This is a genomic window from Sphingomonas sp. TREG-RG-20F-R18-01 (genome assembly GCF_022662475.1).
In the GTDB taxonomy this organism is placed as follows: domain Bacteria; phylum Pseudomonadota; class Alphaproteobacteria; order Sphingomonadales; family Sphingomonadaceae; genus Sphingomonas.
The window spans coordinates 134743-154503 of record NZ_JAKNQQ010000002.1 but is presented as its reverse complement, the minus strand read 5'-3'; the positions used below and the strand labels follow the sequence as shown (position 1 = coordinate 154503).

Here is a 19761-nt window from a genome sequence, read left to right as displayed (position 1 = left end):
AAACGATCTTCCCCTAAAGCCAGCGCGCGCTTTAACACGCCGTGAACCGACCGCCGCACGACCCTCAGACCGGATGCCCGTCCCGGTCGCGCAACACCTCGCGCCGCCCGACATGGTCGGGCCGGCTGACCACCCCGTCCTTTTCCATCCGTTCGATCAGTCGTGCCGCATTGTTATACCCCACGCGCAACTGGCGTTGCACCCAGGAGGTCGACGCCTTCTGGCTCTCGCATACGAGCTGCACCGCGGCGCGATATTGCTGGTCTTCCTTGCTGTCCTCGCCGGTCGGCGCGCCGTCGAGCGCGAAGCTCTCCTCGGGTTCCTCGGTGACCGACTGGATGTAGTCGGGCTGCCCCTGCGCGCGCCAGTGATCCGCGACCGCGCGGACTTCGTCGTCCGAGACGAACGGACCGTGCACGCGGACGATCCCCTTCCCGCCGGGCATGTAGAGCATGTCGCCCTTGCCGAGCAGCTGCTCCGCGCCCTGTTCGCCGAGGATGGTGCGCGAATCGATCTTGGAGGTGACGTGGAAGCTGATTCGCGTCGGCAAATTCGCCTTGATCACCCCGGTGATGACGTCGACCGACGGCCGCTGCGTCGCCATGATCAGATGAATCCCCGCCGCGCGCGCCTTTTGCGCGAGCCGCTGGATCAGGAATTCGACTTCCTTGCCCGCGGTCATCATCAGATCGGCGAGCTCGTCGACGATCACGACGATCTGCGGCAGCACCTGATAATCGAGCGTCTCTTCCTCGTAGATCGGCTGGCCGGTCTCGGAATAGCCGCACTGCACCTTGCGCCCGAGCGGCTGGCCCTTGGCCTTCGCGGTCTTCACCTTCTCGTTGAAGCTGGCGAGACTGCGCACCCCCATCGACGACATCTGGCGATAGCGATCCTCCATTTGCTCGACCGCCCATTTGAGCGCGCGGACCGCCTTGGCGGGATCGGTCACGACCGGGGAGAGCAGATGCGGGATGTCGTCATACATGCTCAGTTCGAGCATCTTGGGATCGATCATGATCATTTTGCACTGGTCCGGCTTCAACCGGTACAGCAGCGACAGGATCATGCAGTTGAGCCCGACCGACTTGCCCGACCCGGTGGTCCCCGCAACGAGCAGATGCGGCATCGGCGCGAGATCCGCGATCACCGGGTCGCCCGCGATGTTCTTGCCGAGCACCAGCGGCAGCGACGCCGACTGATCCTCGAACGTCTGCGACCCGATCAGTTCGTGCAGGCCCACCATCTCGCGGCGCACGTTGGGGAGCTCGATCCCGATCACGGTCCGCCCGGGGATCGTCGCGACTCGCGCCGACACCGCGGACATGTTGCGCGCGATATCGTCGGCGAGCTGGATCACGCGACTCGCCTTGATCCCGCTTGCAGGTTCCAGTTCGTACATCGTGACGACCGGGCCGGGCCGCACGTTGATGATCGATCCCTTGACGTGGAAATCGTCGAGCACCGTCTCGAGCAGGCGCGCATTGCGTTCGAGCGCGGCCTTGTCGATCTGCCCGCCCGGCGCGGGCGGAGTCGGGATCAGCAGGTCGAGGGGGGGGAGCTGCGTGTTGTCGCCGAGATCGAGCGAGGTCTGTTGCGTCCGCGGGCGTGGCGGCGATTGCGCGACCTGCCGGTCAGAGATCACCGGCCCGGGGCGCGGATCGGGTGCTGCGACCGCGCGCGGCATCGAGACCTTGCGCGCCGGGCGGGCGTCTTCGGCGGCATCGCCGTCGTCGTCGTCGATCGCGTCCGCGCGCATGCGTCGCGCTTCGGCGGTCCGCTTGGGAAGGCGCGGGATGCGCAATGTCCGCTCGGCCATGTCGATCGTGAAACTATAGGCCCACACCACCAGCGCGGCGATGCTAATGACCGCGGCGATCCCGCGCGTCGTCCACAGGATTGCGGCCGGATCGCCGATCAGCCCGATCGCGAGCCGCAGCACCCCCGATACGGCAAGCCCCACCACACCCCCATAGCCCGCGGGAAGCCAGGCAACGGCCCCCCCCGAGACGAGCGCGAACGTCGTTCCCGCAAGCATCGTGCCCAGCGTCGACGCACCCAGCATCCGCCGCCAGCGCCCGACCGGCACGTCGCGCCACAGGCGTAGCGCGACCAGCAACAGCGTCGGCAGCAGCATCACCACCGCGGGCCCGACCATCCAGAAGGCCGCATCCGCGACGAGTGCCCCCGGTCGCCCCAGCCAGTTGTGCGCAGGCCCTGCCGAGGCGGTGTTGAGCGACGGATCGCTCGCATGATAGCTCGCGATGACGATCACCATCAGCACGACGAGCGTGAGCAGCGTGAACGCGCCGAGCAGCGCGCCGCTGCGCACGGCGCCTGCCTTGACCGTCTCACGCCAGAGCGGTGGCTGCGCTTGGCTCGCCATGATGCAATGTCTTCCCGATGTTCGCTGTCTGTGCCCTCGGATTCATCGCTCGCCCACGCGGTCGCGTCAAGTTTTCCGCGATTGGCAGCGTCGCGCGAGAGGCTTACAGACCGGGCATGGATACAGCAGACGTCATCATTCTCGGCGGTGGACTCGTCGGCAGCGCGCTCGCAGTGGCGCTCGATGCGCACAACATGTCGGCGATCGTCATCGATATCGCGGATCCCGAAGTCATCCTCGCGGCAGGGTTCGACGGGCGCGCCTCGGCGATCGCGGGGGCACCGTGGCGGATGCTCGGCGCGATCGGCGTGGCGGACAAGCTTGCGGCGATCGCCTGCCCGATCAAGGGGATTCGCGTCAGCGACGGGCTCGAACCCGGCGCGCTCGATTTCGAACCCGATTCGGACGAGGACGCGCTCGGCCACATGGTCGAGAACCGGCGGCTACGCGCTGCGCTGTTCGAGGCGGCATCGGGCGCGAAGAACGTCGACGTGCGGATGAAGACGCGCGCGGTGTCGGTCGATCGCGCAGCCTCGGGTGTCACCGTGACGCTCGATTCGGGCGCGGTGATCCGCGCGCCGCTGCTGATCGCGGCGGAAGGGCGCAATTCGCCGACGCGCGAGGCAGCGGGGCTCAACGTCGCGCGCTGGACCTATGACAATGCCGCGATCGTGACGTCGCTGCACCACGAACATTCCCACGAAAACATCGCGTTCGAGATCTTCTATCCCGACGGCCCGTTCGCAATCCTGCCGCTCAACGACGACGAGCAGGGGCATCGTTCGTGCATCGTCTGGTCGGTGACGCGCGATCAGGCACCGGGGATGATGAAGCTGTCCGACCGCGGCTGGCTCGCCGAGGCGGACAAGCGAATCGGTGGGTTCCTCGGCAAGCTCGGGCCTCTTGGCGCGCGGTCGAGCTATCCGCTCGGCTTCCATCATGCGGCGAAGATCGTGTCGGACCGGCTCGCGCTGGTCGGCGATGCGGCGCACGGGATTCACCCGATTGCGGGGCAGGGGGTCAACGTCGGCTTCCGCGACGTAGCGACGCTGGTCGAGGTGCTGGTCGAGGGCAAGCGGACCGGGCTCGACCTCGGCGACCCCGCATTGCTCGCGCGCTACGACCGGTGGCGAAGCCTCGACACGCTGATGGTCTCGGTGGCGACCGACGGGCTGACCCGGCTGTTCGGCATCAAGGGAAAGACCGCCAATGCGGTGCGGCGCTTCGGGCTGTCCGCGGTGCAGAAGATGCCGCCGTTGAAGCGTCGTTTCATCGCGGAAGCGCGGGGCGAGAGTGGGGATGTGCCGAAGCTGCTGCAGGGGATGATGGTTTAAGGGGGGTAGCATCAAGAGCAGGGATGTCATCGCGCGGCTCAAACAGGATGGCTGGGCACCGGTCCGTCAGGAAGGCAGCCACATCCAGTTCCGGCATCCGACCAGGCCGGGCACCGTCACCGTACCGCATCCCAAATCGGATCTGGCGATCGGCACGCTGAAAAGCATTGAAAAGCAGAGCGGGGTAAAGTTGCGGTAGGTTGATCGTTTGGCGATCAGCGCCCCGTGACTCGCCACGCTGCCAGTTCGTGACGCGCGGCCTCTGCCAGAAAACCGGATCGATTGGTCGCTACGCGATCAATCGCCGCCACCAAGCCTTCGTCCAGCGTAATGTTCAAGCGCACCGATCGACCCGGACGGTCCGAGCGGACGAGGATGCGCGCAACTTCCTCGATCTCCGGGTCCCGCTCGAGCGTATCCAGCGGCGTCGGGTCGGCAACCGGATCGCCATGCTCCGCCGATACCAGCAAATGTCCTGACAAGGCCTCTTCCGCGGCAAGCGCGGCTTGCTGGATCGTGGCACCGGCCGATGTGCATCCCGGCAAATCAGGGAAGAAGACGCTGAAGCCCTGTTCGGCACGCTCCACGATTGCCGGATAAACGACGATAGCCATCGAAACACCTCTACTATCTGTGTGTATTTATACACATCAGGAGAAGAGTTCAAGCATCGGAGCCTATTGCAGCGTCACCGAATCCTCGCCGTCATGCCGTCCGAAGAACTGCATCAGCTGGATGATCAGCTCGGCGCGTTCCTCGATCCGCCCGGCCTCGAGCAGTGCTTGCTTGGCCGCGACGTCGAACGGTGCGATTTGCGCGATGCCGTTGACCAAAGCCTCGTCGTCGAGCCGCGTCACCGCATCCCAGTCGACCGCATACCCTTGCGAATCGGCAAACGCCCGCGATTCACTCTCCAGCGCCGCGCGCCGCGACAACGACAGGACCTCGGGCGATTCGGGGGAGGGGATCAGTTCCGCCTCGACCTGGCGAAACGCGGTCGGGACATCGAGCTCGCGCACGATGCGGAACAGCGACAGCCCCTCGAGGATCAGATTGTAGCGCCCGTCCTCACTCGCCTCGAACTCGGCGATCTTGCCGACGCAGCCGATGTCGAACAGCAAAGGCTTGTCGGGCCGCGCAGGCACGTTGGGGCGCGGCTGGACCATCCCGATCCGCCGGTCGCGCGCCATCGCGTCCGAAATCATAGCCCGATAGCGCGGCTCGAAGATGTGGAGCGGCAGATGCATTCCCGGGAACAGCAACGCGCCCGGCAGCGGAAAGATCGAGAGGCGGGTGATCGTCATCCGAACAGGATCGCGGAGAGCTTGCGGCGTTGCGCCGAGACCCACGGGTCCTCAAGCCCGACGACCTCGAACAGCTTGAGCAACTGCGCGCGGGCCGCCCCCTCGTTCCACGCGCGATCCTCGGCGATCATCGCGAGCAGCGTCGTCGCGGCGGCATCGCGGTCGTTCGCCGCCATCTGGCCGTTGGCGAGTGCGAACCGCTTGTCGAAGTCGCCCGGATTGGCGGCGACCTCGGCGGCGAGCCCGGCAAGGTCATCGACCGGCGTCGCATCCTGCGCCAGCGCCAGCGCGGCGCGCGCGCGTTCGATCTCGGGATGCCTGGCGGTGTCCTCGGGCATCGCGGCGAGGTGCTCCTGCGCCGCCTCGATCTCGCCTGCGGCCACCAGCGCGCGGACGAAGCCCGCGTTGACCGCGGGGTGATCCGGCGCGACCTCGGCGATCTGCCGGAAGATTCCGGCGGCGCGATCGGCATCGCCCTCGGCCAGCGCTTCCTCGCCCATCGCGATCAGCGGCTCGATCTCGGCCTCGCCCTGCGCGGCTTCGGTCTCGATCGGCAATTGCTTGAGCAATTGATCGAGCATCGTCTTCAAGGCCGATTCGGTCCGTGCCGGGGTCAGGTCGGCAACGAGCTGGCCCTGGAACATCGCATAGACGGTCGGGATCGACTTGATCTGAAATTGCGCGGCGATGAACTGGTTCTTGTCGGTATCGACCTTGGCGAGCACCACGCCCTTGTCGGCATAAGCCGCGGCGACCTTTTCGAGCACCGGGGTCAGCGCCTTGCACGGGCCGCACCATTCCGCCCAGAAATCGATGATCACCAGCTTGGTCATCGACGGTTCGACCACGTCGCGGCGGAATGCCTCCACCGCGTCGCGTTCGGCTGCGCTCATTCCCAGGGTCGCCAAGAGATGCTCCAATGTCTGCGGATCGTTGCGTCTTATGTGGGGGCGAGGGGCAACAAGCCAACCCTTTTCATCAAAGTGCGAAAAGAGGCTTGCCGACCTGCCGACCCGGTGTTAGAGGCCCCCCCCTACCCGCCGGGCTCCACAGTCCGGCACATGGCGCCAGAGCGGGCGTAGCTCAGGGGTAGAGCACAACCTTGCCAAGGTTGGGGTCGAGGGTTCGAATCCCTTCGCCCGCTCCAGTCTTTCCCGTGGAAAGTCTGCCACCTGCGACCGAGGTCGCACCATCCAGCCTAACGTTGATCACGGACGCCGCTGCTCGACGCCTGCATCGCCCGGGGTATGTCTGCGGGCACCGCCGCCGTGTCCAGACGGGGCACGAGGACATGCACGATCGCCAGCGCGAGCAGATAAGCCGTGCCTGCCCAGACGAACACGGGCGTGTAGCTGCCCACCGTCTCCAGCACATGCCCGACATAGCGTGCCATGATCATCCCGCCGATCGCACCCGCCGCTCCGCCGATCCCCATCACCGAGGCGACGGCGCTCTTGGGGAAGGTATCGGACACCATGGTGTAGAGATTGGAGGACCACCCCTGGTGCGCGGCGGCGGCGAGCCCGATGATGGCGACGGCGGCGGGCAGGCTGGACACGCTACTCGCGACCATGATGGGCAGCACGGCGACGGCACAGGCGAGCAATGCCAGCTTGCGCCCGGCGTTGATGCTGAAACCGCGCTGGATCAGCGCCGATGACAGCCAGCCCCCGCCGATACTGCCGACGTCGGCGAGCAGATAGACCGCGATCAGCGGTGGCCCGAACGTCTTGAGGTCAAGCCCGTGCCGCTTGGCGAAGAAGTCGGGCAGCCAGAACAGGAACAGATACCAGACCGGATCGGTCAGGAATTTCGCGCAGACGAACGACCAGGTCGCGCGATGCCGGAAAAGCCGCGCCCAGGAAATCGGCGCCGTGCCCGCCGCCGTTTCCTGGTCCGCGCCGATATAGGCCAGTTCCTGCGCAGAGACGTGCGGATGGCGGTGCGGCGCGCGATAGAAGACCAGCCATGCGGCGAGCCAGAGAAAGCCGAGCAGGCCCGTCCCGATGAAGGCCGCCTGCCATCCGTAGTGCAGCGCGATTCCCGGAACGATGATCGGCGTTGCGATCGCCCCCACGTTCGCGCCGGCGTTGAGGATTCCCGCGGCAAGCGCGCGCTCCCTCCTCGGGAACCATTCCGCGACCGATTTGATCGCCGCCGGGAAGTTCCCCGCTTCCCCAAGCCCCAACGCGAACCGCGCCATCGCGAACCCGCCGGGACTGCGCACCAGCGCATGGGCCAAGGCCGCAACGCTCCACACGGTGATCGCTGCGGCATAGCCAAGTCTGGAACCGATACGGTCGATCACCGGTCCACATATCAGCAGGCCGACCGCATAGGCTGCCTGGAACCAGAAGACGATCATGCCATAATCGTCCTCCGACCATCCGAGATCCCCCTGCAACGTGGGCTTGAGGATGCCGATCACCTGCCGATCGATGTAGTTGATCGTCGTCGCAAAGAAGAGCAGCGCGCAGATCCCCCAGCGCACGGTGCCGCCCGATCGCGTGGGACCTGATCGCATGGGGTCCGGTCCCGCCGCTCCTGTCGCACCGTCCACGATCACTCTCCCCCAGGGTTGTCGTTTGGCGTGTCGTCTCGTTGGTCCGTCCGGCGATGCGCCGGTTCGGTTCGACCGGCGCAAGAAAGACGGCGGTCCGGTGTCGGTCAGGGGCGGGTGGCGTCGGCGAAGGTACGCGTGGCATGCGCAATGCCCCGCTCCAGCCCGCGCAATTCGGCCAGACCGCGCATCCGGCCGAGCAGCGAATAGCCGGGAAGGGTCTGCTTGGTCAGGTCGTCCAGCATCTGGTGGCCGTGATCGGGGCGCATCGGGATCGAGCGGTCCTCGCGCGTCTGCAGCGCGTGGATCGCGGCGACCAGCGCCACCATGTCTGCGTTGCCTTCGAGATGCGCCGCCTCGTGGAAGGCATCGTCCGGCTCGCGCTGGACCGAGCGCAGATGCAGGAACCCGATCCGGTCCCCGAGCCGGTCGATCATCCCCGGCAGATCGTTAGCCGCGCGGACGCCCAGCGACCCGGCGCAGAAGCATAGCCCGTTGGATCGATTGGGCACCAGCCGGAACAACCGGGCAAGATCGTCCTCGGTACTGACCACGCGGGGCAGGCCGAACAGGGGGAAGGGCGGATCGTCGGGATGGACGACGAGCTGGATGCCGAGTTCGTCCGCCAGCGGACAGACCGCTTGCAGGAACGCGACATGATTGGCGCGCAGCGCATCGGCATCGACCCCGTCATACTGTCGCAGCGCGTCCCGGAAGCGATCGATCGTGAAGGTCTCCTCGCTGCCCGGCAGCCCGGCGATGATCGTCTGCTCGAGCTGCGCGCGCTCGGAATCGGTCATCTGTTCGAACCGGTGCGCGGCGGCGTCGCGCAACGCGCAGGTGTAATCGCGCTCCGCCCCGGGACGGCGCAGGATATGGAGGTCGAAGACCGCCGCGGCGGTCAGTTCGAAGCGCAGCGCGCGCGCGCCATCGGGCATTGCCCAGGCAAGGTCGGTTCGCGTCCAGTCGAGCAGGGGCATGAAATTGTAGGTCACGACGCCGATGCCGCACGCCGCGAGGTGGACGAGGCTTTCCCGATACCGGTCGATCAGGGCCTGCCAGTCGGGCCCGCGCGTCTTGATCGCATCATGGACGGGCAGGCTTTCCACCACGGACCAGACCAGCCCAGCGGCTTCGATCTCCTGCTTACGCGCGATGATCGCTTCCTGCGGCCAGATGTCGCCGTTGGGGATGTCGTGGAGCGCGGTTACGATCCCGGTTGCGCCGGCTTGCCGGATATCCCGCAAGCGTACCGGGTCGGCCGCGCCGAACCAGCGCATCGTCTGCGTCATCAACACCGTCGCGCGTTCCTTTCGCCGTCGTGGCCCGTGCCGCGCCGTCGCGGCGGACGAGGTCTAGCAGCCTGTAAATTGATAGACCAGATGCTAGAGATTGGTAAGGCCACTCCGGACGGTTTCAGTCCAATGTTCCCGGGTGGCCCTCGTCACATCGCCGATCGCGCGTCAGACCGACCGGCGTGCCAGAGCGCGGCGGCGCTGGCTCGTTTCCGCCCGCGCGCGCTCGACGGCTTCGGTCTCGGTGACATCCAGCAGATGATCGATCAACCGCGCGAGGTGATCGCGCATCGCGTTGCGCGCGTCGGTCGGGGATCGTGCCTCGAGCGCGCTCAGGATCCGGCCGTGTTCCGCCATGCGGTTGTCCGTCCCCAGGCTGCCCGCCTTCACCAGCACTTCGCGCGCCAGCGGCGATCGGAACCGCATGTCCCAGAAGTCGGTGACCGCGGAGATGATGACGGCGTTGCCGGTCGCTTCCGCGATCGCGATATGGAAACGGCGATCGGCCGCTTCGGCGGCGGCGGTATCCTCCTGCGCCATCTGCGCGAGCAGGCCGCGCAATTCCTCGAGCTGCTCCTCGCCGATTTCGGTCGCGGCGACCGCGGCCACCTCCCCTTCGAGCAGGCGGCGCGCCTCGGTAATCTCGAATGCGCCGATGTCGAGTTCCTTGTCTTCGTCGACCGTCGACGACGCCAGCACGAACACCCCGGACCCCTTGCGCGCCTCGACCAGGCCCTTCATCTCGAGCGCGATCATCGCCTCGCGGATGGTCGGACGACTGACCTGAAAGCGGTCGGTCAGATCGCGCTCGGCCGGGAGCCGGGAGCCGACCGGGAAGGCCCCGCTCGCGATATCGGCGAGGATCGCCTGTACGATCTTGCGGTATAACTTCCCGCCGCCTTCAGCCACGCTCATCAACGTCCTCGTTTGCTTGTCCCGCGGGCGGATCCGTCCGCGATCCCCAGCGCATACCGCCCGTTCGAGCCGGGCGCACGCCAGTCGTTGTACAGGCGTGCGACCGTTGCGCAAACAAATGTCTTACAATAGCTTTGCCGGTGGCCCGACCACAATTACACATGCTCGATGGGCCTGCGTGGCGGACGCGATGCGGCAGGCGGCGATCCGTTCACATCGACGCGGTAAGGGCTCGCATCGTTGCAAGGTGCTTGCATTGGTGGCGGGCATTGGTGAACAAGGCCGTCGTGATGACCAGCCTGTTCCCTGTCGGTTGCCGTATGGGCGTGGCCGCGACGTTTTTGCTGGCGCTGACCGCCCTTCCGGTGAGCCCCGCGCCGCTGTCCGCCAAGGTTTTGGTCCAGGCATCGGGGAAGGCCGCGACGCCATCGCAGCAACGCTCCGGCAAGGCTGCGCCCGCTGCAAGGACCGCAACCAAGCCAAAGGCAAAATCAAAGGCGAAGACGAAAACCGCCGTCGCGCCAAAACCTGCGGATGCGGTTCCGGTCCCCGAGCCGGAGCGGTCCGAGGCGGCGCGGCGCGTGATCGCCTGGGTGGCGTCGGAGCATGACAATGGCGCGCTGCCCTATATCGTGATCGACAAGCAGGCAGCGTCGCTGTCGCTGTTCACGGCGGACGGCCAATTCGTCGGGGAAACGCCGGTTCTGCTCGGTATCGGCGTGGGCGATGATTCGTCCCCCGGGGTGGGTGCCAAGAATCTGTCCGACATCGGACCTGCCGAACGGACCACGCCGGCCGGCCGGTTCGTCGCGAAATTCGGTCGCGCCTTCGGGCAGCAGCGCGTGCTGTGGGTCGATTATGCCAATTCGGTCGCGCTGCATGCGGTGATCACCACGCACAAGCAGGAACATCGCGTCGCGCGGCTGCTATCGCCGACCCCGGATGACAACCGGATCAGTTTCGGATGCATCAACGTGGGTACCCGCTTCTATACGAAACAATTGCGCCCGCTGCTCCTCAAGAAGGGCGGCGTGGTCTATATCCTTCCCGATTCCAAACCGCTCGACACCGTTTTCCCGCGCGTACGCCTGCTTCCGTATCTGAACGGTGCCGCCGCGGGGTGACGTTCGACCCAGAGACTGCATCCGCCCTATGACATCGACCGGCGCGACCTTGGACGAGCTCGGCTGGAACGCCCATTTCAGCGGCCAGACGACCGCGGCGGAGCTTTTGCACTATGAGCCCGTGCGCGTGATGGCGGTCCATCGCGGCAAGATCGCGGTTATGGGCCCCGCCGCGACGCAGTTCGTCACCCCGCACATCCCCGGCGCGACGCCGTCCGATGACCATCCGACGGTCGGCGACTGGCTGCTGATCGACCGGGAAACGGGGCTGCCGCATCGCGTCCTGCAACGGACCAACCTGTTCAAGCGGCGTGCGCCGGGCGATCCGACCCGGGAACAGATGATCGCCGCCAATGTCGATACGGTGTTTCTGGTCGCGTCCTGCAATCAGGACTTCAGCGTCGCGCGGCTCGAACGCTATCTGGTGCTCGCGCGCGAGGTGGGCGTCCCGGCGGTCGTGGTGCTGACCAAGGCCGATCTGGCAGAGGCGCCGGACGTCTTCGCCGACGCCGCGCGTGCGATCGAACCGGGCTTGCAGGTGGAAACGGTCAACGGTCGTGATCCGTCCGACGTGGCACGGTTGGCCAGATGGTGCGGCTTTGGTCGGACCGTTGCGCTGCTGGGATCCTCGGGCGTCGGCAAGTCGACGCTCGTCAACACGTTGCGCGGCTCCGACAGCATCGAGACCCAGGCGGTGCGCGCCGCCGACGGAACCGGCCGCCACACCACCACCGTCCGCGAGATGCACCGGCTGGAGCAGGGGGGCTGGCTGCTCGACTTGCCCGGCATGCGCGAGCTGCAACTGGCCGAGGCGGCCGCGGGGATCGCCGAGGTCTTCGACGATTTTGCGGCCGCCGCGCAGGATTGCCGGTTCGCGGACTGCTCGCATGGGGTCGAACCCGGCTGTGCGGTTCGTGCAGGGATCGCCGACGGAACGCTGACGGCGGAACGGTTCGCTAGCTGGCGCAAACTCGCGGCGGAGGAAAGCGCCAACGCCTCCCGGATGGCGAAGCGACGGCCGCGCTGAGGACCGTCGCCCGCCGGACTGCCGGTCAGCCCGTGGCGGCGATCTCGCGAATCGCGCGTTCGAAGGCTTCGGGGGGTTGGCCACCCGAGATCAGGTGGCGGTCGTTGATGACGATCGCCGGCACCGCGTGGATGCCGCGCGATTGCCACAGCTGCTCGGCGGCGCGGACCTCGGCGGCATAGCGGTCGCTCGCCGGGATCTCGGCGGCCTGCACCGGGTCGAGGCCGACCGTCTCGGCCACCGCGACCAGCACCGCGGGGTCGGACGGATCTTGCTGGTTGGTGAAATAGGCGTCGAACAGCGCATGTTTCAGCGCAGCCTGCTTCCCCTCTTCCTCAGCCCAATGCAGCAGCCGATGTGCATCGAAGGTGTTGTAGATCCGGCTCGTGTCGGACATCGCCATGGTGAAGCCGAGATCGGCGGCGCGCTGGCGGATCGTGGCGCGGTTGGCGGCGGACTGTTCCGGCGTCGCGCCATATTTCTCGGCGATATGCTCGCCGATATTCTGGCCGGCCTTGCCCATTTGCGGGTTCAGCTCGAACGGCTGGAAAGTGATGTCGGCGTCGACCAGGTCGCGGGTCCGCTCGAGCGCCTGCTCCAGCCCGCGCAATCCGATGATGCACCACGGGCAGGAAACGTCGGAAACGAAATCGATCTTCATCGGCTTTGGCATGCTGCACCGCCCGGGGCTTTAGGGTTGTCGATGACCGATGTGGGGGCGGGTGGCGCCAAATGCACGGATAGGCCGGATTTTCCCCAGTCGCGGCGTCGCCATGCGCAGCTTCGACGGCGCGATCGGCCGCTCGTCGCCGAAAGCGGACGGTGGGCCGCATTTTCCCGCGTTTTCGTGCCGGGTGTCGCGATCGACGGCACTCAACGGCGCCTGCTTCGTTACCCCCGCGATCGAGTCGACAACGCGAACGATCGCCCCCCCTTTCCAGATGACGAGGTTTCCATGACCACGACGGCCAGCGGCTATGCCGCGCAATCGAGCGATACGCCGCTCGCGCCCTTCACCTTCGAGCGCCGCGATCCGCAGCCGAGCGACGTCGCGATCGACATCCTGTTCTGCGGCGTGTGCCATTCCGATCTCCACACCGCGCGCGGCGAGTGGGACGGGACGCTCTATCCGTGCGTTCCCGGCCACGAGATCGTCGGGCGGGTCGCCGCGATCGGCACGGCGGTGACCAAGTTCGCGGTCGGCGACGTCGTCGGCGTCGGCTGCATGGTCGACAGTTGCGGCCATTGTCCGTCCTGCGCGGACGGCGAGGAGCAATATTGCGAGACCACCGGCTTCGTCGGGACCTACAACGGTCCGGACCCCGTGCTCGGCGGCCATACCTTCGGCGGCTATTCGGACCATATCGTCGTCGACGAGGGCTTCGTGCTGCGGATCGGCCATGACGAGAAGGATCTGGCCGCGGTGGCACCGCTGCTCTGTGCCGGCATCACCACCTATTCGCCGCTCAAGCACTGGAACGTCGGCCCGTGCCAGAAGGTCGGCATCGTCGGGCTCGGCGGCCTCGGCCATATGGGGGTCAAGATCGCGGCGGCGCTCGGCGCCGAGGTCTATGTCTTCTCGACCTCGCCCAACAAGCGCGAGGATGCCAAGCGGCTGGGCGCGACCGACCTGATCGTGTCGAAGGACGAAGCGGCGATGGCGGACCATGCCAACAGCTTCGACTTCATCCTCAACACGGTTGCGGCGAGCCACAATCTCGACGCGTTCACCGCGCTGCTCAAGCGCGACGGGACGATGACGCTGGTCGGCGTGCCGGAGCATCCGCACCCCTCGCCATCGGTCGGCAATCTGGTGTTCAAGCGCCGCTCGATCGCGGGCTCGCTGATCGGCGGAATCGCCGAAACGCAGGAGATGCTCGATTTCTGCCAGCAGCACGGGCTGACCGCCGATATCGAGATGATCGCGATGGCGGACATCGAGACAGGCTATGAGCGGATGGCGAAGAGCGACGTGAAGTATCGCTTCGTCATCGACATGGCGACGCTTCCCGCCGCCGCCTGAACGGCGCGATCGGGCGGGGCGGTCGGCGCATGCCGGCCGCCCCGCCCAAGCGCCGCTTCGGCAATGGCCGCTCCACCTCGAATGGCGGATTGCGGCGGGGATCACGTCGCGGTGAAGGGCGAGACGCGGTATATCGGGGCGCCGCGCGACACCGCACATGGGCTCGCGCCGATCAGCTTCCGGTCGATCCGGATCCGCCTGCCGAAGCAGGGGCTCAGCGGGCGAGCGCGATCAGCTGCGCGAGGCCGTTGACCCCGGTCTTCGCGATGATCGCCGCGCGATGATCCTCGATCGTCTTGGGGCTGAGGCCGAGTTGGGCGGCGACTTCCTTGTTCGAGTGGCCGCGCGCCAGCCATTCGAACACGTCCCGCTCGCGCGGGGACAGCATCGCCGTCCGGTGCATCACCCGCCGTCGGCCGGCCGACCATACCACGCCCTCGGCGACCGCGGTCAGCAGGCGCGCCTCGTCGAGCGGCTTCTCGAGATAGTCGAGGCCGCCATAGCGCCGCACCGAATCGACCGCGTTGGCAGTGGTCGGCCAAGCGGTCATGAACACGATGGCGACGGCCGGATCGATCGCACGGACCCGGTCGGCAAAGGTGAAGCCATCCAGATCCCCCATCATCACGTCCGTGACGATGCAATGCGCCGGCGCGGCGGCGTAGACCGTCAACAGCAGCGCAGGATCGAGGAAGGGTTCCGCGGCAAAGCCATGGCGACCGAGCAGGCGCGCCACCGTCGCGCCCAGGTCGCGATCGTCATCGACGACATACACGAGGGGAGCGGGGTCGATCATAGGGGGTCTCCAGCAAGCGGCAGGATGATCTGGTAGCGGATGGCGCCGTCGCCGCCGTCGCGAACGAGCGTTCCGCCATGCGCCTCGACGATCGCGCGCGAGACGAGCAGGCCTACTCCCATCCCGTCATGCACGCGCGGCCCGGCGGCACATCGGTTGGTCACGCCGATGGCAACGCGGCCAGCCTGCGCGCTGCATGCAATGCGGACGATTCCATCGTCGCACGCCTGCAGGGCGTTGCGCAGGAGATTGACGACCGCCTGCCCCAGCTCGACCTCTTGCGCCAGCACGAGCAGGTCCGGATCGCACGACGCCACCTCGAGGCGGATCCGTGCTGCCTTGGCCTCGGGACCGACCAGCTGGACGACATCCTCCAGCAATGCGGCAACGGGCAGCAGCGACGGTTCGTCCACCGCCCGTCCGCCGAATCGGCGCAACCGTCGCACCAGCAGCGACAAGGCGGCGGCCTTGCGGTCGATCAGGGCAGCTGTCTCGGCGATTTCGGGCGAGGCGTCCGCCGCAAGACCATGAAGGTGTCGCGCCTCGATCGCGAGCGTGGTGATCGGCTGGCTGATCTCGTGGATCACCGCGACGGACATGGCGCGCAGTGTCTTGAGCCGCTCGGCCTGGAACAGCAGCCGGTCGCGCCGCGCTAGGTCCGCCTGCGCCCGTAGCTGCGCCTCGGTGAAGCTCCCCGCCAGATAGCCGACCATCGTCACCGCTGCGAGCCCGAGATGGAGTTGCAGCCGCGCCGCCCCGGCAAGATCCCGCGCGGTCTGCGGCAGCACCAGCGCGGCGACGATCACGATCGCGCACCAGGCGGCACCGCGGCCGAATCGCAATCCGATCCAGGCGACCGCCAGCAATAACGGGGTCGGTTGCAGACCAAGCTCGGCGCGTGCCAGCAACAGCGCCATGGCGATGGCGCTTCCCAGCACCGCCACGGCTTCGGCCAACGCAGACATCCGGGGCAGGCGGGGCGATCGCAGCGTGCCGCGCAGCACGCCCAGGGCCCACAACAACGCCGGCGCAACGATCATCACCCCGAGCAGGTCGCCGACCGCAAACCCCGTGAGGGACAGCACGATCGAGCGCGTGTCGCCGACGCCCGACATGTCCGGGCGCAGCAACGACCAGGGCAAGGCGGCAACCGCGGCGGCGATCGGCGCGACGATCGCCGCGAGACCGAAGGGCATCGGCGGCGCGAGCACGGCCGCCCGCGCGCCACCGGCGAGCCATCGGATCGCCGCGATCGCGATGCCGTACGCCAGCGCCGGCCGAACCGCGCTGACGATGACGGTGATGGCATCCGCGCCGAACGGGTCGACCGCGCCGCTGAGAATGTCCGCCACCACTTCGACGACGGCGACCGCGGGAGTAATTCGTACGCCCCGGCGCCACAGCACCGCAAAACGCACGCCGGCCGCGGGAAACCACAAGGAATAATAACCCGTCCCGCCCCATGGCAGCGCAGCGGCGTGCGCCAGCCAGAAGCCGACCCCGTACAGCAGGAGCACTCCCCAGTCCCGCCCGTGCGGCCACCAACGTGCGTCGCCCGATGGAGGCGTCGCGCTGTCGGTAGCGAGCGGGGCGACCAGGATGTTCATGCACGGTCCCATGACGCGGTAGGGCGGAACGCCAAACCCGGGAAATACCCGGAGAATGTCGAATGATCGGAAGGGGTAGGAGAAGCGTGGTACCGGATCGTGCTTCCGCGCACCGCGCGCCGGTCGGCACGGACGCTGCAGCCACGCACCACGCACTATGCTTCGGCTCAGCGGCGGTGGCACTCCGCATCGACTTGGGTCTGCACGATGATTCGCTGGCGCCTTCTGAAATACTGGAAATGCGCGGAATTCCAGCGCGCCGCGAGCACGATGGCCAGCGGGGGGAGGATCGTGATGGCCATGTCGATCAGCGTCGGCAACGGCGTCCACGGCCACCCCGAAACGTGATAGCGCGTGAAATCGGACGTCTCGTTAAGCAACTCCAGCGCAACCACGATCAGCAGCGGCAGCCAGGAGCCCAGCGGACGCCGCAAAATCCATCCGAACGCCAGCGTGAAACCGACCCCGAGGAGCAGGTGCAGGTCATGATGCGTGAGATGTACAGTGGTGGAAAGCCAGTCTTTGAAGGCTTCCCAGTCCAGCACGATCGAGAACATGGGGGCCGCTTGACCCGTCCGCGCAAGGGAGTCCATCGAAATCGGACGGACGGTTTGACCATCTGTCCCTTGCCGGTCGCGCTCATCCCGGGTTAAGCGCTTGTGGCATAGGTCAAGATCGCCACGACCGATCCGTGTGTACTGCATTTGGGCAATCGCCCCTATCATAAGGTCGCCTTGTGCTGATAACGAGTGATCACGGGCGGTCGACCCGGACGCGGCAACCGACGGTAGGTCGGTTCAGTCCGCTCCTGCTGATCGCGATGGCTGGCGGTATCGTGCCGCTCGGCGCACCGCTCGTGACCTTCGGTTCGCTGGCGCAGAACCTGCCGGGCACGATCAACACGCAACTCGGATCGTTGATCGCTGCGGTCATGGCTTTTCTCGTGCTTCGGCGCGTGACCGTCTATCCGGGTACCCGCGCCTTCAGCTTCATTCTCCCTGCTTTCTCCTCGACGTTCGGGCTCGCGGCAGCGGTGCTGCTCGCCGCGCGCCTGGATTACAGCGGGTCCATGCTGCTGACCGGCTATGTCGCGACGACCGGCAGCGCGTTTCTCCTCGGCTATGTCGAGCAGCGCGCCGCTGCGCGCCGGATGTATTACGTCCCGGTTGGCAACACCGGAATCGTCGAGGATACACCCCAGGTCGATTGGGTTCCGCTGGTCGCACCGGTCGTGCCGGATGATCCCACGGCATCGATCGTCGCCGATCTGCGCTCCGACCATTCCCCCGAATGGGAGCGGATGCTTGCGCAGGCGGCGATCGCGGGCATCCCGGTGTACCATACCAAGCAGCTGCGCGAATCGCTGACCGGCCGCGTGCAGATCGAACATCTGTCCGAGAACAGCTTCGGCTCGCTCCTTCCGGGGCTCGGGTATCGCGGCCTGAAGCGCGCGATCGATCTCCTCGCCAGCATCGTGGTGCTGCCGTTTCTGCTGATCCCGTTGATCATCGTCGCATTGCTGGTCCGCGCGAGCTCGTCCGGCCCGATCCTGTTCCGCCAGCGCCGCATGGGGTATCGCGGCATTCCGTTCGATATGCTGAAATTCCGAACCATGCTGGAGCGGCCGCTCGACGCCGATCGGGAATCGCGGGAATCGGCGATCACGCTGGACGGCGATGCGCGCGTGACCCGGGTCGGGCGATTTCTGCGCCGCTCGCGAATCGACGAATTGCCGCAGATCATCAACATCTTGCGGGGGGAGATGAGCTGGATCGGGCCGCGCCCCGAGGCGATGTCGCTGTCGGCCTGGTATGATAGCGAACTGCCGTTCTACACCTACCGGCACATCGTCCGTCCGGGGATCACCGGATGGGCACAAGTGAACCAGGGGCACGTCGCCGGGCTCGACGACGTGCACGTCAAGCTCCACTACGATTTCTATTACATCAAGTTCTTCTCGTTCTGGCTGGATCTGCTCATTTCGCTGCGGACCGTCGGTATCATGCTGACGGGCTTCGGCGCCAAATGATCAGCCGAACTGCACCGCCGCCAACACGATAAGGCCCAGAAGCGCGGCAACGATCAGCCCCACACGCCAGCGACCGCGCCGGTAAACCCTGGGCGTCGGATGCGGGTGACGGCGATCATACCGCCATAGCCGGCGTTGGACCGCACGTTGCTGCGCCATGTGGAGCCGCCGGCTTTCATCGAGCATGCGATCGTGCAGCGCGCGGGCGTTGGTGTCGGACAGGCAGTGATAGGCCTGCTGTACGTCGTGCAGCCGTGATTGCAGCCCGCTTTCGCTTCCGGGCATGTCCGGGTGGTAGCGCTTGCTCAGCCGAACGAACGCCGCGCGGATCGCGTGCGGCGACGCGTTTTGGGTGACGCCCAGAATTTGATAGTAATCCCGCTGCATCACGGATGGCGATGCGCCGCTGCAACCGCCGCGATGGCCGCCAGCCGTTGTCCCGTTGGTTCATGCGATGCCAGCAACGCGATTCCCAGGTCGGCGCCGCCGAGTTGTTGCAAGATCGCGGCGCCGCGAACGGGATCGAGCCCGGCGTCGAGCATGATCGTCGCGCCGAGCGAATCGGCCTCGCTTTCGGTCCGCCGGATGATCGCGCCGCTTTTTCCCAAGGTTCGGCCGATGCCTTTGCCGACGGCGCCGCTGCGCATGAGGACAGCGTGGCCAAGGATGTTGTGCGCCATTTCATGCGCGATGATGAACGCCAGCTCGTCGTCATTGTGCAGCAGGGACAGCAAGCCGGTCGTCAGGAAGACATGCCGCCCGTCGGCATAGGCATTGTGCTGTCCGGACCGCGCCAGATAGACCCGCGAGGGGCAGGCGAGCAGCGCGGCCATGCGCACGGCCACCGTACGGTTGTCCCGCAGCAGCGTCAGCGTGAGCGGCTGGACCTGCGCCAACAGATCGTCGATCGCATCGGCACGATCATGCGCCCGGGTTGCGCTGAAGGGGGCGGCAAGCCCCGATTCGGCGGGGAGTGCGACACCGTCGATTGCCAGCAGGATGTCACCGGGCCGAATGCCCGCCACCGCGGCCGGACTGCCCGGTACCAGCGCGCTCACGCCCGGTCCGCGATCGAGCGGAATTGCAGCGATCACACCGGCGCGATCGGCTTGGGCAAATTGGGAAAGATGCTGCAACACCAGGCCATGGATCGGCACTTGCGCCGTACAGCGGGAACGACCGGCGAGCGCGAGTCGGAAGGCGAGCGTGGCCACCCTGCCATCCTGTTCCCGCCCGGCCAGCGCGAGCGTGGCCGCGGGGGGTGCCTGCACGGCCGTGCGATTCGCGCTCTGAAGGTCGCCGGGCGGCACGCTCCAGACAAGCGCGGTCAACAGGGCGGACGTCGGCAAGGGCATGGGTTT

General features: G+C 66.8%; 19 protein-coding genes and 1 tRNA gene. 7 read left to right on the top strand and 13 right to left on the bottom strand.

What is annotated here, in order from left to right:
• Window positions 1-64: 64 nt before the first annotated feature.
• Window positions 65-2386, bottom strand: coding sequence for a DNA translocase FtsK 4TM domain-containing protein (locus L8K25_RS06205; protein WP_242138033.1), 2322 nt, complete (start codon window positions 2384-2386; stop codon window positions 65-67).
• Window positions 2387-2502: 116 nt separating this feature from the next.
• On the opposite strand from L8K25_RS06205, the gene L8K25_RS06200 reads away from it, so the two are divergent.
• Together L8K25_RS06200 and L8K25_RS06195 are read left to right on the top strand one after the other, a co-directional pair.
• Window positions 2503-3720 (top strand): UbiH/UbiF/VisC/COQ6 family ubiquinone biosynthesis hydroxylase, encoded by a 1218-nt coding sequence (locus L8K25_RS06200; RefSeq protein WP_242138032.1) that lies wholly within the window; start codon window positions 2503-2505, stop codon window positions 3718-3720.
• Between the two features lie 10 nt (window positions 3721-3730).
• Window positions 3731-3919, top strand: coding sequence for a type II toxin-antitoxin system HicA family toxin (locus L8K25_RS06195; protein ID WP_347341145.1), 189 nt, complete (start codon window positions 3731-3733; stop codon window positions 3917-3919).
• 16 nt (window positions 3920-3935) lie between these two features.
• Here L8K25_RS06195 and L8K25_RS06190 read toward each other — a convergent pair whose 3' ends face one another.
• From L8K25_RS06190 to L8K25_RS06180, 3 genes are all read right to left on the bottom strand, one after another.
• Window positions 3936-4334, bottom strand: coding sequence for a type II toxin-antitoxin system HicB family antitoxin (locus L8K25_RS06190; RefSeq protein ID WP_242138031.1), 399 nt, complete (start codon window positions 4332-4334; stop codon window positions 3936-3938).
• Window positions 4335-4397: 63 nt separating this feature from the next.
• Window positions 4398-5024, bottom strand: a complete 627-nt coding sequence (locus L8K25_RS06185) for an LON peptidase substrate-binding domain-containing protein (RefSeq protein WP_242138030.1) — start codon at window positions 5022-5024, stop codon at window positions 4398-4400.
• Window positions 5021-5917, bottom strand: coding sequence for a tetratricopeptide repeat protein (locus tag L8K25_RS06180; protein ID WP_242138029.1), 897 nt, complete (start codon window positions 5915-5917; stop codon window positions 5021-5023). Before L8K25_RS06180 ends, L8K25_RS06185 begins: the two co-directional genes overlap by 4 nt.
• Before the next feature lie 179 nt (window positions 5918-6096).
• Here L8K25_RS06180 and L8K25_RS06175 point away from each other — a divergent pair.
• Window positions 6097-6171 (top strand) — tRNA-Gly (locus L8K25_RS06175).
• Window positions 6172-6222: 51 nt separating this feature from the next.
• Here L8K25_RS06175 and L8K25_RS06170 read toward each other — a convergent pair.
• The 3 genes from L8K25_RS06170 to L8K25_RS06160 all read right to left on the bottom strand — a co-directional run bounded on the left by L8K25_RS06170 (window position 6223) and on the right by L8K25_RS06160 (window position 9794).
• Window positions 6223-7548, bottom strand: a complete 1326-nt coding sequence (locus L8K25_RS06170) for an MFS transporter (protein ID WP_242138028.1) — start codon at window positions 7546-7548, stop codon at window positions 6223-6225.
• Between the two features lie 143 nt (window positions 7549-7691).
• Entirely contained in the window at window positions 7692-8876 is a 1185-nt protein-coding gene (uxuA, locus tag L8K25_RS06165; protein WP_242138716.1) for a mannonate dehydratase, read from the bottom strand.
• 171 nt (window positions 8877-9047) lie between these two features.
• Window positions 9048-9794 carry a FadR/GntR family transcriptional regulator gene (locus L8K25_RS06160; RefSeq protein ID WP_242138027.1) on the bottom strand — a complete coding sequence of 249 codons (747 nt, stop codon included), beginning with the start codon at window positions 9792-9794 and terminating at the stop codon, window positions 9048-9050.
• Window positions 9795-10066: 272 nt separating this feature from the next.
• On the opposite strand from L8K25_RS06160, the gene L8K25_RS06155 reads away from it, so the two are divergent.
• Window positions 10067-10918, top strand: coding sequence for a hypothetical protein (locus tag L8K25_RS06155; protein ID WP_242138026.1), 852 nt, complete (start codon window positions 10067-10069; stop codon window positions 10916-10918).
• Window positions 10919-10946: 28 nt separating this feature from the next.
• Complete coding sequence (rsgA, locus tag L8K25_RS06150) at window positions 10947-11945, top strand: ribosome small subunit-dependent GTPase A (protein ID WP_242138025.1); 999 nt, start codon at window positions 10947-10949, stop codon at window positions 11943-11945.
• A gap of 25 nt (window positions 11946-11970) precedes the next feature.
• Here rsgA and L8K25_RS06145 read toward each other — a convergent pair whose 3' ends face one another.
• Window positions 11971-12618 (bottom strand): DsbA family oxidoreductase, encoded by a 648-nt coding sequence (locus L8K25_RS06145; protein WP_242138024.1) that lies wholly within the window; start codon window positions 12616-12618, stop codon window positions 11971-11973.
• Between the two features lie 282 nt (window positions 12619-12900).
• Here L8K25_RS06145 and L8K25_RS06140 point away from each other — a divergent pair, with 282 nt between their 5' ends.
• Entirely contained in the window at window positions 12901-13968 is a 1068-nt protein-coding gene (locus L8K25_RS06140) for an NAD(P)-dependent alcohol dehydrogenase (RefSeq protein ID WP_242138023.1), read from the top strand.
• 214 nt (window positions 13969-14182) lie between these two features.
• Here the strand turns inward: L8K25_RS06140 and L8K25_RS06135 are convergent, their stop codons facing one another.
• From L8K25_RS06135 to L8K25_RS06125, 3 genes are all read right to left on the bottom strand, one after another.
• Window positions 14183-14764 (bottom strand): LuxR C-terminal-related transcriptional regulator, encoded by a 582-nt coding sequence (locus tag L8K25_RS06135; protein WP_242138022.1) that lies wholly within the window; start codon window positions 14762-14764, stop codon window positions 14183-14185.
• A complete protein-coding gene (locus tag L8K25_RS06130; RefSeq protein WP_242138021.1) occupies window positions 14761-16371 on the bottom strand; it encodes a sensor histidine kinase in 1611 nt (536 codons plus the stop codon). Before L8K25_RS06130 ends, L8K25_RS06135 begins: the two co-directional genes overlap by 4 nt.
• A 167-nt stretch (window positions 16372-16538) precedes the next feature.
• Window positions 16539-16928: a hypothetical protein gene (locus tag L8K25_RS06125; RefSeq protein WP_242138020.1), complete on the bottom strand. Its 390-nt coding sequence runs from the start codon at window positions 16926-16928 to the stop codon at window positions 16539-16541.
• Window positions 16929-17107: 179 nt separating this feature from the next.
• Here L8K25_RS06125 and L8K25_RS06120 point away from each other — a divergent pair, with 179 nt between their 5' ends.
• Window positions 17108-18400 carry a sugar transferase gene (locus tag L8K25_RS06120; protein WP_242138019.1) on the top strand — a complete coding sequence of 431 codons (1293 nt, stop codon included), beginning with the start codon at window positions 17108-17110 and terminating at the stop codon, window positions 18398-18400.
• Here L8K25_RS06120 and L8K25_RS06115 read toward each other — a convergent pair whose 3' ends face one another.
• Both L8K25_RS06115 and L8K25_RS06110 read right to left on the bottom strand, forming a co-directional pair.
• Window positions 18401-18787 carry a DnaJ domain-containing protein gene (locus L8K25_RS06115; protein WP_242138018.1) on the bottom strand — a complete coding sequence of 129 codons (387 nt, stop codon included), beginning with the start codon at window positions 18785-18787 and terminating at the stop codon, window positions 18401-18403.
• On the bottom strand, window positions 18787-19755 hold the full coding sequence (locus L8K25_RS06110) for a M48 family metallopeptidase (protein ID WP_242138017.1): 969 nt from the start codon (window positions 19753-19755) through the stop codon (window positions 18787-18789). Before L8K25_RS06110 ends, L8K25_RS06115 begins: the two co-directional genes overlap by 1 nt.
• Window positions 19756-19761: the final 6 nt, after the last annotated feature.